Below are 12,644 nucleotides of genomic sequence, written 5' to 3'. Positions count from 1 at the left end.
CAGCCCCAATTAATGATAATCCGTGAAATAATATCGATAGACGATACTCAAATTATCGAATGGCGGGGTTTATGGACAGATTTATCAGCATGCAGATTTTTATGTCGGCAGTGGAAGAAGGAAGTTTTGCGGCGGCTGCAAGACGTTTTAAGCTTTCAGCGGCAATGGCAGGAAAACATGTCAGTGCTATCGAATCCGATTTAAATGTCCGGCTTATTCAGCGTTCAACACGCCGTCTGAGCCTGACCGATGTGGGGCAGCGATATTATGAACGTTGTAAAGTTATTCTTGAGGCTGTGGAAGATGCGAACAGAGAAGCGAGAGATGTCCAGGCAACACCGCGCGGGTTACTTCGCATTGCTGCGCCGGTCGCCTTCGGTGCAATGCATCTTGGGGCGATCGTGTCACGTTATCTGGAACAATTTCCGGAGGTCAGTCTGGATGTTGTGCTTGAAGACAAATACGCAGACCTGCTTGAAAATCGAATTGATGTTGCCATCAGGGTTGGGAGTCTTGACGATCCGTCGCTGGTTACCCGGCGGCTGGCGCCCTGCAAGATGGTTTTATGTGCATCACCAGATTATCTGAAAAAAAACGGCACACCAGAGACGCCGGAAGATATTTCCCGCGCGCCGCGTCTGGCGTTCAGCCAGGCGGTTTCAGCGGGAGACTGGACAATTTGCGACCCTGAGGGCAGCTTTCACCGTATCGAAAGTGCATGCCGAATCACGTCCAATAATATTCAGTTGCTTCTGGAAGCCGCTCTGGCCGGAACAGGCATAGCATATGGTCCTAGTTTTGTTTTTTGTGAGCATATAAAACAGGGCAGACTGATTGAGCTGCTGCCTGCGTACAAGACAACGGAACTTACCATTCAGGCAGTGTATCCCAGTGCGATCCGCATTCCTTTCAAGGTTCGTAGCTTTGTAGATTTTATTGCTGAAGCTTTAAGAGATACACAGCTGTAAAGAGAGAAAAAATGAAATATACGTTCAGTAATGTCAGCTATTGGCACATCGCCGACGTTATCAATTTATAGGCGCTCAATAGCCTCGATTAATTCTGGCACTTGGTTTTTCGCGTTATCCACGGCACGGGAAACAGGGTGCCATGTGAAATGGTCTGCTGACACCACGAGTGATTGTATTGACAGCTCAGTTTATAAACCAGTCATCAGCCGTTTCCCAGGCATCTTTCAGAGTAGTCTCTACAATTCCTTCAATGGTTGGAAATACAGCACGCACACTGTGTGAACATGCAGTATCAAGGTGAGAAATAAGCGTTTGAAGCTATGCCCTGAGATGTGAATGTTTGACGGGTTTTCACCCCAGTTTCACCCCATTAACTCCCCGTACAAAAAACAGGCATAAAAAAACCAGCCATAAGAGGCTGGTTCTATTGGGATTATTTGGTCGGCACGAGAGGATTTGAACCTCCGACCCCCGACACCCCATATCTGCGATAGGTTAGGCCTTCATCAACGCTTCGGATTCTGCGAGTGAGGTCTGATAGCGCTTTACTGCCTCAGCAAAGGCTTGCGCGGCGTCTGCATTTGATACCATATATTCTTCAGTTACCCCAGTTTGAGAATGGAAAGTAATATTTCCATAAATGCAGATAGGGATTTGGTAGTTGTCTTTAAATCGACGGTCTGGTGAGCCATTTTTATTCGTTTTCGCCCATGTATGCCCATCTATGCGTGAGTCACTGGGAACACCTTCTTCCTCATGGAATCTTCGATATTCTGAACTGATTTGTAATTCGCGTAAATCAATCAGAGCGAACGCCCCATCAGCTCGTGGTATGACTGCAACTCCAGGATAAAGCAAAATATCGTCGCCATTCACATTTTCAAATCGCATTGCACGCCCTGTAAATTGAATGAGATCCGTTGAACTGAAATCAAAGGTAACTGGGTGACGATTAACAGACCTGGTTGCTAATGTTCTTTCGGCAAACTGGTCTGTAGCTTTATCTGCAGTAATATCCCATTTTTTGACACTCGATTTTAACATATCGAATGCACGGACCATTGCTGCATATGCGCGCTGTGAAGCATCACTGCTCTCGAAGGTTATGGCTATTTTTGTGCTATCTTCCCATGATACTAGGCGAGATATCTCAGCTTGCGTTACGGGAAGTTCTGTCTCAAGTTCTGCGATGCGTCGTTTGTAAAACCAACGGAATAGACTTGATTTGCGTCGAACCAACTCGTTCTTTTGTTTTGACTCTTCAGCAAGAGCCTCTTGTAAATCAGATTTTATCTCTGCCCTTTGTTCTCGCGCTTTAGCAATCAAATCCCGTAAAGGTAAAAGGGACGAGCTTGTCAGGACTTCCACCGAAGCGCTTGAAATTTCATTCATGCCAGCCATGGGCATATATATTTTAGCGTTCGATGGAGTGTTGCTTGGAAATGATTCCGTCAAGCCAAAATCAGGTTCTGTCGAGGACGGAATTAATGGATTCGTAACTGAGTGGCCATCATCATAGGGCAGGGTAGGTGTAGTATAAGATAAACCCGTACCCGGGAGTCCCACAGTCGCCCTGAGTCCTTTTTTCCCAACATTGACAGTTGCACCAGGTACCCCGATGCTTGCGCTTATTCCACGCTTTCCAATGTTGAGTTTCACGCCAGGAAATAGAGTAAAGGTTTGTCTGAAACGAAGAGACATAAAGTTATCCCTGTGTAGTTTTGTGTACCAAAGTTCGAAATGTTTTTATATGAACATTGAGCTGATACAAAAGCCTATCCTATCCTTAGCTCATCTTCATACCGCCATGATAAAGCGATTAACTTGCTGGTGGAGTAAAACAAAAAAGCCCGCGTAGGCGGGCTTTTTTGTCGCTAGGGAGCCGCGGCTCCTTTGCGTATCCTTTTTTGTCCCCGCACCGTCTGGTCGGTGTCCTGCTGAGACTGCTAACTTCCTGTTATTGCTAGTGATGTCCTATCACTGTCCAATCATGATTGGTGGAGCTGGCGGGAGTTGAACCCGCGTCCGAAATTCCTACATCCTCGGTACTACATGCTTAGTCAGTCTTTACATTCGCCTGGCACCTGCGGACGGACACGCCACTACCAAACTAGCCTGATTAGTTTTAACGCTTCAACCCCAGGCAGGGCATCCACGCGATCTCTTTTGGGTTTGACCTCTCTTTGATCCCCGTCTTAAGAGCGGAAGCTAGGGAGAGAGGGCTCAGAGCAGGTTATTAAGCTGCTAAAGCGTAGTTTTCGTCGTTTGCGACTATTTTTTGCGGCTTTTTACGAGGCCAACCGCCCCTCGGCATGCACCTTGGGTTTCGCAAATCCCGTCGAATCCAGAATCAGCCCCAATGTGTAAATACAGTATAACAGATTTATGAATATGCTTACCAGTCCTCGTTTCGCGGATTATTCCGGCAGGCAGAGCAAAAAGTCAGCATCAACAACAATATAACGCGAGGGCCAGTGAAACTGACCCTCAAGAGCAGAAGGGAATTAACGGCCTGCGTTTTTCATGATGCGCGCTTTATCCAGCGCCCATTCGCGGTCTTTTAGATCGGTACGTTTATCGTGCTGTTTCTTACCTTTGGCGACGCCAATTTTTACTTTGCACCAGGCGTTCTTCCAGTACAGCGATAAGGCAACCACGGTATAACCTTCGCGGTTGATGCGTCCATATAGCGTGTCCAGTTCGCGCTGGTTTAGCAAAAGCTTACGGGTACGCGTGGGGTCGCAGACATAGTGAGTGGAAGCCACCGCCATTGGCGTAAAGTTAGCGCCAAACAGATAGGCTTCGCCATCTTTCAGAATGACGTAGCTATCGCCTATGTTGGCTTTGCCTGCTCGGAGGGATTTGACTTCCCATCCTTGAAGGGCAAGACCAGCCTCGTATTCATCTTCGATAAAGTATTCATGACGAGCGCGTTTATTCAGCGCAATGGTGGCTGATCCAGGTTTGTGGGCTTTTTTCTTAGTCATAGTATCCTGAAGTCATCGTCTTAAAACAGTCGTACCTCAATCCATCCTGCGAGGCGTAATGCGCTATCTTAGCACGAGTTGCGGTACAGCGTTTTTTTTAGCAGTAGATAAATGGTATTATTTGTACCGTGTTTATATGTGGAACCTGCCATGCCTCAGATTAGCCGTACCGCACTGGTGCCGTACAGTGCGGAACAAATGTATCAACTGGTAAATGATGTGAAGTCTTATCCTGATTTTCTGCCGGGCTGTACCGGTAGTCGGGTTCTGGAACTAGGACCAACGCAAATGACTGCGGCGGTTGATGTATCTAAAGCGGGTATCAGTAAGACCTTCACGACGAGAAATACGCTGACCAGTAACCAGAGTATCCTGATGAGCCTGGTCGATGGCCCATTCAAAAAGCTGATTGGCGGCTGGACGTTTATTCCGCTAAGCCCTGAAGCGTGCAAAATTGAGTTTCATCTCGATTTTGAATTTACCAATAAACTGATTGAAATGGCGTTTGGTCGTATCTTCAAAGAGCTGGCCATGAACATGGTGCAAGCGTTTACGAGCCGTGCCAAAGAGGTCTACAGTGTCGGCTAAAATGATGGTCGAAGTCGCCTACGCGTTGCCAGAAAAGCAGTATCTGCAACAGGTTAAGCTGGATGAAGGGGCGACGGTCGAGCAGGCGATCGTTGCCAGCGGTCTTCTGGCGCTGCGTGATGATATCGATCTGGCGAAAAACAAAGTGGGGATCTATAGCCGCCCGGCTAAGCTTCAGGATGAAGTTCATGATGGCGATCGGGTAGAAATTTATCGGCCGCTGATTGCTGACCCGAAAGAACTACGTCGTCAGCGGGCAGAGAAAAACGCAGGGAAGTAATCGTTTCAGGCGCAAATCTTCAGAAACACAAAAAGCGCTCAGTGAGCGCTTTTTGTATCTAAGCAGTCTTACTCCGCCGTCAGGGCCGGTTTGTTGTCAATGTGGGTTAACACTCCACTGCTGTCAAAGGTCAGGGTAAGGGTTTGCTGGGTGACTTTTTCATGCCCGGGTTGCTGACGGAAAACGTAGAACCAGGTATTGGTGCCAAACGGATCCGACATCATTGGAGTACCCAGAGCATAGGCAACCTGTTGCTGCGTCATGCCGACATGAACTTTTGCTACGTCGGTTGGTGCCAGATAGTTACCCTGGTTGATGTCAGGTCGGTAAACCACTCGTTCCAGAGTGGAACAGCCTGCGGTCAACATGAGAAGAACCGCTGCGGCAGCAGTCAGCGTTTTACAGCGCATAGTGATTTGATTCCTTTTTGGGCCCGAACAGTACGTGGCTCGTCTGTAATATGCCGATGATAATAGACCTTTGCCCGGTTGGGAACCTTCGGCTGCAGGTCTATTGGCAATTTGCTGTTCACTATGACTCTGTGAAAATCAAAAAGTTTACGCGGCAAGCAACTCTTTCGCGTTTGCCAGGGTGTTACGGGTGACTTCGCTACCACCCAACAGACGGGCCAGTTCCTGCAAACGGGCGCGTTTATCCAGAGGGCGCATATGCGTTTCAGTCATTTCCCCGTCAGTTTCTTTACAGACAAAGAAATGGTGATGGCCGCAACCGGCAACTTGCGGTAGATGAGTCACGCACATCACCTGGGTTGATTCACCCAACTGACGTAGCAGTTTGCCCACTATCGCTGCTGTCGGGCCGCTGATACCTACATCCACTTCATCAAAAATCAATGCCGGCGTTTCCATCTTCCGCGCGGTGATAACCTGAATCGCGAGCGCAATACGAGATAACTCACCTCCGGAGGCGACTTTGGCAATCGGCTGCAGCGGTTGGCCCGGGTTAGTTGTTACGCGGAATTCGATATGATCCGCGCCTTCGGCAGTAAGATGACGTTCATCAAACGCGACAGTAATGGAGAACACGCCGTGTGGCATCGAAAGTGAGTGCATACTTTCAGTAATGAGCCGAGCCAGTTCATCAGCACTACGCTGGCGCAGGTTGTGCAACTGCTTTGCTGTCTCCAGCGCCTGGTGATGATGTTCAGCGACCCTCTGGCTAAGGGATTCAAGAGAACCGGCGTTATCATCCAGCAGGCGCTGCTCTTCCAGCAAGGACTGGTAAAATGCAGGAAGTTCTTCAGGGGAAATCTGATGCTTGCGCGCCAGGGTGATTTGCCGGGAAATGCGCTGTTCCAGCTCGAACAGACGATTTGGATCGAGATCGAGGCGATCGTGGTAATGACGCAGTTCGTCAGTGGCTTCGCTAAGCTGGATAGAGGCTTCTTCCAGCATATTCAGCACCCCGGAGAGTTTACTGTCCATGCCGGTCAGTTCGCTCACCAGTTGTTTAGCGGTGTAGAGCAGGTTTTGCAGGTTGGCTTCTTCGCTGTCTGCCAGCACCATTAGCGCATGCTGACAGGTCGTCAACAACTGACCACTGTTGGCCAGTCGTTTGTATTCTTCATCGATCTGTTCAAATTCACCCGCCAGCGGATTGAATTCATTTAATTCTTTTAACTGGTATTGCAACAGATCTGCACGAGCTGCGCGCTCCTGGCTTTGCTGCTGATGTTGCGCCAGATCGCGGCAACTTTGATGCCACTGGCGATAGTGTTCGTCCATACGTTGAGTAAGCGCATACTCACCAGCGTAGCCATCAAGCAGAGCTTTTTGATGCTCGGGTCTGGTCAGTAACTGGTGCGCATGCTGACCGTGGATCTGGATAAGTAACTGACCCAGTTCGCGGAGTTGCGATAGAGGAACTGCCGTACCGTTAATAAAACCGCGGGAACGACCATCAGCGCTGATGACCCGACGCAGTAAACACTCACATCCGCTTTCCAGATGGTTCTGTTCCAGCCAGCGCTGGGCGGCGGGCGTGTCTTTCAGGGCGAAGCGCGCGCATAAATCAGCCCGGCTGGCGCCTCTGCGAACCATGTCGGCATCCGCCCGACCACCGAGACAAAGCCCCAGCGCGTCGATGGCAATTGATTTTCCGGCGCCGGTTTCACCGGTGATGGCAGTCATACCACTGTGAAAATCGATTTCCAGCTCACGAACGATAGCAAAATTACTGATAGTGAGTTGTGCCAACATAGCTGCCTTCCTGTATGAAAAACCATTACTGTGTTTAAATACAGTATAAACTGGTTTTTTATACAGTAAAGAGGCGGGGCATAAAATCAGAACAATTTTTTTGACCAGCCGAGTTTAGTGCTTAATGTATTGAAATAGCTGTAATCTTTAGGGTGAATGAGGTTGAGGTGATAATCGCAGCGGCGGATCAATACATCTTCACCATCCTGAATCGGGAGGGCTATCTGGCTGTCACAGCTAATCTCCAGGTCGCTGCAGCGCTGGGAGAAACGCAGACGAATGGTACTGTCGCCGTTAATGACCAGCGGGCGGGCCGAAAGCGTATGCGGGAACATGGGCACCAGGGTGATAGCATCCAGCGAAGGCGTCAGGATCGGTCCTCCGGCGGAGAGGGAATAGGCCGTGGAACCGGTCGGCGTAGAGATAATCAGGCCGTCGGAGCGTTGAGAGAACGCAAATACCTCGTCAATATAGACTTCAAACTCAATCATATGCGCAACTTTGCCGGGGTGCAGAACGACTTCGTTAATGGCTGTGCTAATGCGCTTCTGGCAATCTTGCTGGCACACCTGCGCTTCCAGCAGAAAGCGTTTTTCGGCGATATAATGGCCTTCGAGTACGTCGGCGAGCTGCTGTAGCGCGTTATCCGGGTCGAGATCGGTCAGAAAACCGAGATTGCCGCGGTTAATGCCGATGACGTTGATATCGTAGCGCGCCAGCGTGCGTGCGGCTCCGAGCATATTGCCATCGCCGCCAACGACAACGGCCAGGTCCGCCTGTTGGCCAATTTCCGCCAGCGTCCCTGTTTTAACACCGCTAAGCTGCAGTTCATGCGCGATTTGCTGTTCAACCAGTACGTCATAATTTTTACTGGACAGCCAGCGCCAGAGCATTTCATGTGTGGTCAGGGCGGTTGGGTGACGGGGGTGTCCCACGATGCCTATACACTTGAAATGGTTCTTCATGATCTGGATGTCCTTAGGTTAAATGAATAGTGACAATCTGGCTGTGTTCCCTTGAAACCCGGAAACTGATCCCCATAATAAGCGAAGTTAGCGAGATGAATGCGAAAAAACGCGGAGAAATTCATGAGTAGTAAAGAACAGAAAACGCCTGAGGGGCAGGCCCCGGAAGAAATTATCACGGAGCAGCACGATGACGTTGAGGCGGTAGAGCCTGAAGTTTCGGCTGAGCAGGTGGATCCGCGCGATGAAAAAATTGCGAATCTGGAAGCACAGCTTGTTGAAGCGCAGAAGCGCGAACGTGAAGTGGTGCTGCGTGCAAAAGCCGATGAGGATAACCTGCGTCGTCGTACGGAGCAGGATATCGAAAAAGCGCATAAGTTCGCGCTGGAAAAATTCGTCAACGAACTGCTGCCGGTTATCGACAGCCTGGATCGCGCGCTGGAAGTGGCTGATAAAGCTAACCCGGATATGGTTCCAATGATTGAAGGCATTGAGCTGACGCTGAAGTCAATGCTGGATGTGGTGCGTAAATTCGGCGTGGAAGTGATTGCTGATACCAATGTGCCGCTGGACCCGAACGTACACCAGGCCATTGCGATGGTTGAGTCTGAAGATGTGGCGGCTGGCAATGTTCTGGGCGTGATGCAAAAGGGCTATACCCTGAATGGTCGTACGATTCGCGCGGCGATGGTGACCGTGGCGAAAGCGAAGTAAATAACAGTGAAACGGCTACCCCAGGGTGGCCGTTTTGCTATTCATATCGAGCAAAAAAGTAAGGCTTACTACGACTCCGCCACGCTTTCGCGAATGGGTTTTACCGGCATCACCTTCACCTGCTTAATCATATTCTCCTGAACATCAAGAATATCAATATCATACTGTTCGATGCGTACGCGGGTACCTGGGGCCGGAATCTCCTCAAGGGCTTCCAGAATGATACCGTTAATCGTGCGCGCTTCATCTTCCGGCAAATGCCAGTTAAACGCTTTATTGATTTCACGTACGTTGGCGCTGCCGTCAATAATCACTGAGCCATCGTTTAGCGGCGTGACCTCTTCTGCAAGTGTAGGGGACATTGACGTCGTGAAATCCCCGACGATCTCTTCGAGAATATCTTCCACCGTGACCAGCCCCTGAATATCGCCATATTCATCCACTACCAGGCCCACTTTTTTCTTATTTCGCTGGAATTTCACCAGTTGCGTGCTGAGCGGCGTACCTTCCGGCACGAAGTAAATTTCATCGGCTGCACGGAGCATGATTTCTTTCGTGAACTCCTTTTTTTCCGTCATCAGGCGATACGCCTCCCGGACGCGCAGCATGCTGATCGCATCGTCCAGCGTATCGCGGTATAGCACGATGCGTCCGTGCGGAGAGTGGGTCAGTTGCCGGACGATAGATTTCCAGTCGTCGTTAATATTGATGCCGACAATATCGTTGCGGGGAACCATTATGTCGTCAACGCTGACCTTCTCAAGATCCAGCACGGATAGCAGCATGTCCTGATTGCGGCGGGATATCTGTGAGCGAGATTCATTAACAATGGTACGTAGCTCCTCTTTGCTCAATGCTCCGCTGATAACGATGTCGGTTTTAATGCCCATCATGCGCATCAGAATGCGGGTGATGGTGTTGAGCAACCAAACAAGGGGCATCATTAATATTTGCAGCGGCGCGAGCAGCAGGCTGCTGGGGTAGGCGACTTTCTCCGGGTAGAGCGCGGCAATGGTTTTCGGCAGCACCTCGGCGAAAACCAGCACCACGAAGGTCAGCACGCCGGTGGCAATGGCGACGCCGGCATCACCGTACAGGCGCATCCCGACAATGGTGCCTAACGCCGAAGCCAGGATATTGACAAGATTGTTGCCGATCAGCACCAGGCTGATTAAACGGTCGGGTTTGCGCAGCAGCTTTTCGACACGTTTCGCCTGGCGATTGCCTTGCTTGGCCATGTGGCGCAGGCGGTAGCGGTTTAGCGTCATCATGCCGGTTTCAGAACCGGAGAAATAGGCGGAGATGAGCACCATAATGAGCAGAGTAACGATTAGCGTAGTGGTGGAGATATGTTCCACTTGGGATTCCTTAAAGACTTAGCTCATAAATTGCTGCAAGACGCGGCTACCAAAATAGGCCAGCGTCAGCAATCCTGCGCCAGCCACGTTGAACCAGACGACCCGGCGCCCGCGCCAGCCTTCATGATAGTGCCCCCAAAGCAGGACGATATAAACGAACCACGCCACAATAGATATCACGGCTTTATCAATATTTTCTGCGCTAAACAGGTTATGCATATAGAACAACCCGGTACACAGCGTCAGGGTCAACAGAACCACGCCGACCTGGGTGATATGGAACATTTTACGTTCGATGCTCATCAGCGGCGGCATTTCGTTGCTGAATATCAGCCTTTTATTCTTCAGTTGATAGTCAATCCATGCCAGCTGTAGCGCGTACAGAGCGGCGATAATCAGCGTCGCATATGAGAAGAGCGACAGACCGATATGTATCAGCATGCCCGGCGTGGTTTCCAGGTGCGTGATGTACTCGTTCGGCATAAAGGTCGCGAAGGCGAGATTGATCAGTGCGAAAGTGTAGACGATGGGCAGCAATAGCCAGCCGCGATTACGCGATGCGACAATGGTCATCACCGTGCAAATCATCAGACTGACCAGCGATCCTACATTTAATAGGCTAAGGTTTTGCCCGCTTTCGCCGCCAGGAAAAATGCGTGATTCCAGCGCGAAGGCGTGACAAATCAACGCAACAGTTGCGGAAAGGATCGCCATTTTCCTCCAGCTGCTGTTTTTTTGCAGCAGGCCAGGGATAATCAGCGCGAGGCTGATGGAGTAGGCGACAAGCGCGAGTAGAGCAAAAACAGGCATATGGGCGTCGACTGTTGACTTAATAGTAGAGAAAAGCAGTATAGCGTCACGCGACTCTGGCTCCAACCGTTGCAGCACATTCGCGTTGATGTCGTGTTATACTGCGGCCATTCCGTATTTTTGTGTCGCTGCGGCGACCGACCGTTTCCACCTCAGGCGAGAGACAATGTTTGATAATTTAACCGATCGTTTGTCGCGTACGCTGCGCAACATTAGCGGCCGTGGACGCCTCACCGAAGACAATATTAAAGACACCCTGCGCGAAGTGCGCATGGCGCTGCTGGAGGCGGACGTCGCGCTGCCTGTGGTTCGTGACTTCATCAACCGCGTGAAAGAGCGCGCGGTCGGCCATGAAGTTAACAAAAGCCTGACGCCAGGCCAGGAGTTCGTCAAAATCGTTCGCAACGAGCTGGTTGCGGCGATGGGCGAAGAGAATCAGGCGCTGGATTTAGCCGCACAGCCGCCAGCCGTGGTGTTGATGGCCGGCTTGCAGGGGGCGGGTAAAACGACCAGCGTCGCTAAGCTGGGTAAATTCCTGCGTGAAAAGCATAAAAAGAAAGTGCTGGTTGTTTCTGCCGACGTGTATCGTCCAGCGGCAATTAAACAGCTGGAAACGCTGGCCGAACAGGTTAGCGTCGATTTCTTCCCATCGGATGTTGGTCAGAAACCGGTTGATATTGTTAATGCCGCGCTGAAAGAGGCAAAGCTTAAATTCTACGATGTGCTGCTGGTGGATACCGCCGGTCGTCTGCATGTTGATGAAGCGATGATGGACGAGATAAAACAAGTCCATGCGTCTCTGAATCCAGTAGAAACCCTGTTTGTCGTCGATGCGATGACCGGGCAGGATGCGGCGAACACGGCGAAGGCGTTTAACGAAGCGCTGCCGCTGACCGGCGTTGTGCTGACCAAAGTTGATGGCGATGCCCGCGGCGGCGCGGCGCTGTCGATTCGTCATATCACCGGCAAGCCAATTAAATTCCTCGGCGTAGGCGAGAAAACCGAAGCGCTGGAGCCGTTCCATCCGGACCGTATCGCTTCTCGTATTCTCGGCATGGGCGACGTTCTGTCGCTGATCGAAGATATCGAAAGTAAAGTCGATCGTGCTCAGGCCGAGAAGCTGGCCTCTAAGCTGAAAAAAGGTGACGGTTTCGATCTGACCGATTTCCTTGAACAGTTGCGTCAGATGAAAAACATGGGGGGGATGGCCAGCCTGATGGGCAAACTGCCGGGCATGGGGCAACTCCCGGATAACGTTAAAGCGCAGATGGATGACAAGGTTCTGGTGCGTATGGAAGCGATCATCAATTCGATGACGCTGAAAGAGCGCGCGAAGCCGGAAATCATTAAAGGTTCGCGCAAGCGCCGTATTGCTGCGGGTTGCGGAATGCAGGTGCAGGATGTGAACCGCCTTCTGAAGCAGTTTGACGATATGCAGCGCATGATGAAGAAAATGAAGTCGAAAGGCGGCATGATGAAAATGATGCGCGGGATGAAAGGGATGATGCCGCCTGGTTTCCCTGGCCGCTAATACGCTTCATAATTCAAGCCGCAGATGCGTTGGCTGCGTTCGTTCACCCCGGTCACGTACTTGTGTACGCTCCCGGGGATTTACTCACTTGCCGCCTTCCTGCAACTCGAATTATTTAGCGTATGTAGTTTTGAATTGATTTTTGCACAGAAATCAGTAAAATTTTCGGGCTTTTAATATGACGCCGGGCTCCGTTCCTCGATGGGGCCCGGTTGTTTTAT

At 50.6% G+C, this 12,644-nt stretch carries 12 protein-coding genes, 1 other RNA gene and 1 pseudogene; 5 read left to right on the top strand and 9 right to left on the bottom strand.

Translation table 11 applies throughout. The features are described from left to right. Positions 1-71: 71 nt before the first annotated feature. Complete coding sequence (locus FN037_RS13345) at positions 72-968, top strand: LysR family transcriptional regulator (protein WP_177331091.1); 897 nt, start codon at positions 72-74, stop codon at positions 966-968. A gap of 65 nt (positions 969-1,033) precedes the next feature. Here the strand turns inward: FN037_RS13345 and FN037_RS13340 are convergent. The 4 genes and pseudogenes from FN037_RS13340 to smpB all read right to left on the bottom strand — a co-directional run. Next, positions 1,034-1,132: pseudogene (locus FN037_RS13340) on the bottom strand (SOS response-associated peptidase); the annotation flags it as partial. A 334-nt stretch (positions 1,133-1,466) separates the two neighbouring features. Continuing rightward, entirely contained in the window at positions 1,467-2,672 is a 1,206-nt protein-coding gene (locus tag FN037_RS13335) for a DUF4236 domain-containing protein (protein WP_138363109.1), read from the bottom strand. 294 nt (positions 2,673-2,966) lie between these two features. Beyond that, positions 2,967-3,329, bottom strand: a transfer-messenger RNA (tmRNA) gene (ssrA, locus tag FN037_RS13330). A 146-nt stretch (positions 3,330-3,475) separates the two neighbouring features. After that, the gene (gene smpB / locus FN037_RS13325; protein ID WP_138363108.1) at positions 3,476-3,958 is read right to left on the bottom strand and encodes an SsrA-binding protein SmpB; all 483 of its coding nucleotides are present in this window, start codon (positions 3,956-3,958) and stop codon (positions 3,476-3,478) included. A 150-nt stretch (positions 3,959-4,108) separates the two neighbouring features. On the opposite strand from smpB, the gene FN037_RS13320 reads away from it, so the two are divergent. Further along, positions 4,109-4,546 (top strand): type II toxin-antitoxin system RatA family toxin, encoded by a 438-nt coding sequence (locus tag FN037_RS13320; protein WP_206665985.1) that lies wholly within the window; start codon positions 4,109-4,111, stop codon positions 4,544-4,546. A gap of 1 nt (position 4,547) precedes the next feature. After that, complete coding sequence (locus tag FN037_RS13315) at positions 4,548-4,826, top strand: RnfH family protein (protein WP_395034114.1); 279 nt, start codon at positions 4,548-4,550, stop codon at positions 4,824-4,826. Positions 4,827-4,894: 68 nt separating this feature from the next. Here the strand turns inward: FN037_RS13315 and bamE are convergent, their stop codons facing one another. The 3 genes from bamE to nadK all read right to left on the bottom strand — a co-directional run bounded on the left by bamE (position 4,895) and on the right by nadK (position 8,010). Continuing rightward, positions 4,895-5,236, bottom strand: a complete 342-nt coding sequence (gene bamE, locus FN037_RS13310) for an outer membrane protein assembly factor BamE (RefSeq protein ID WP_138363105.1) — start codon at positions 5,234-5,236, stop codon at positions 4,895-4,897. A 147-nt stretch (positions 5,237-5,383) separates the two neighbouring features. Continuing rightward, a complete protein-coding gene (gene recN, locus FN037_RS13305) occupies positions 5,384-7,045 on the bottom strand; it encodes a DNA repair protein RecN (RefSeq protein ID WP_142502441.1) in 1,662 nt (553 codons plus the stop codon). Positions 7,046-7,131: 86 nt separating this feature from the next. After that, positions 7,132-8,010: an NAD(+) kinase gene (nadK, locus tag FN037_RS13300; RefSeq protein WP_138363103.1), complete on the bottom strand. Its 879-nt coding sequence runs from the start codon at positions 8,008-8,010 to the stop codon at positions 7,132-7,134. A gap of 123 nt (positions 8,011-8,133) precedes the next feature. Between nadK and grpE the strand changes: the two genes are divergently transcribed. Continuing rightward, a complete protein-coding gene (gene grpE, locus FN037_RS13295; protein ID WP_138363102.1) occupies positions 8,134-8,724 on the top strand; it encodes a nucleotide exchange factor GrpE in 591 nt (196 codons plus the stop codon). A gap of 68 nt (positions 8,725-8,792) precedes the next feature. Here grpE and FN037_RS13290 read toward each other — a convergent pair whose 3' ends face one another. Together FN037_RS13290 and FN037_RS13285 are read right to left on the bottom strand one after the other, a co-directional pair. Further along, positions 8,793-10,082, bottom strand: a complete 1,290-nt coding sequence (locus FN037_RS13290; RefSeq protein WP_138363101.1) for an HlyC/CorC family transporter — start codon at positions 10,080-10,082, stop codon at positions 8,793-8,795. Positions 10,083-10,100: 18 nt separating this feature from the next. Beyond that, positions 10,101-10,892: an inner membrane protein YpjD gene (locus FN037_RS13285; RefSeq protein WP_138363100.1), complete on the bottom strand. Its 792-nt coding sequence runs from the start codon at positions 10,890-10,892 to the stop codon at positions 10,101-10,103. Between the two features lie 166 nt (positions 10,893-11,058). Between FN037_RS13285 and ffh the strand changes: the two genes are divergently transcribed. Beyond that, positions 11,059-12,423, top strand: a complete 1,365-nt coding sequence (ffh, locus tag FN037_RS13280) for a signal recognition particle protein (protein ID WP_138363099.1) — start codon at positions 11,059-11,061, stop codon at positions 12,421-12,423. The last annotated feature ends 221 nt before the right edge of the window (positions 12,424-12,644 follow it).

This window comes from Klebsiella sp. 2680 (assembly GCF_900198535.1).
Lineage (GTDB): Bacteria > Pseudomonadota > Gammaproteobacteria > Enterobacterales > Enterobacteriaceae > Klebsiella > Klebsiella indica.
The sequence above is the reverse complement of the archived record's forward strand: the minus strand, read 5'-3'. Positions and strand labels throughout refer to the sequence as shown.

Excerpts from the sequence above, each read along its gene's own strand:
- FN037_RS13345 (WP_177331091.1), top strand. The coding sequence starts at position 72 with ATGGACAGATTTATCAGCATGCAGATTTTTATGTCGGCAGTGGAAGAA.
- FN037_RS13335 (WP_138363109.1), bottom strand. The coding sequence starts at position 2,672 with ATGTCTCTTCGTTTCAGACAAACCTTTACTCTATTTCCTGGCGTGAAA.
- smpB (WP_138363108.1), bottom strand. The coding sequence starts at position 3,958 with ATGACTAAGAAAAAAGCCCACAAACCTGGATCAGCCACCATTGCGCTG.
- FN037_RS13320 (WP_206665985.1), top strand. The coding sequence starts at position 4,109 with ATGCCTCAGATTAGCCGTACCGCACTGGTGCCGTACAGTGCGGAACAA.
- FN037_RS13315 (WP_395034114.1), top strand. The coding sequence starts at position 4,548 with ATGATGGTCGAAGTCGCCTACGCGTTGCCAGAAAAGCAGTATCTGCAA.
- bamE (WP_138363105.1), bottom strand. The coding sequence starts at position 5,236 with ATGCGCTGTAAAACGCTGACTGCTGCCGCAGCGGTTCTTCTCATGTTG.
- recN (WP_142502441.1), bottom strand. The coding sequence starts at position 7,045 with ATGTTGGCACAACTCACTATCAGTAATTTTGCTATCGTTCGTGAGCTG.
- nadK (WP_138363103.1), bottom strand. The coding sequence starts at position 8,010 with ATGAAGAACCATTTCAAGTGTATAGGCATCGTGGGACACCCCCGTCAC.
- grpE (WP_138363102.1), top strand. The coding sequence starts at position 8,134 with ATGAGTAGTAAAGAACAGAAAACGCCTGAGGGGCAGGCCCCGGAAGAA.
- FN037_RS13285 (WP_138363100.1), bottom strand. The coding sequence starts at position 10,892 with ATGCCTGTTTTTGCTCTACTCGCGCTTGTCGCCTACTCCATCAGCCTC.
- ffh (WP_138363099.1), top strand. The coding sequence starts at position 11,059 with ATGTTTGATAATTTAACCGATCGTTTGTCGCGTACGCTGCGCAACATT.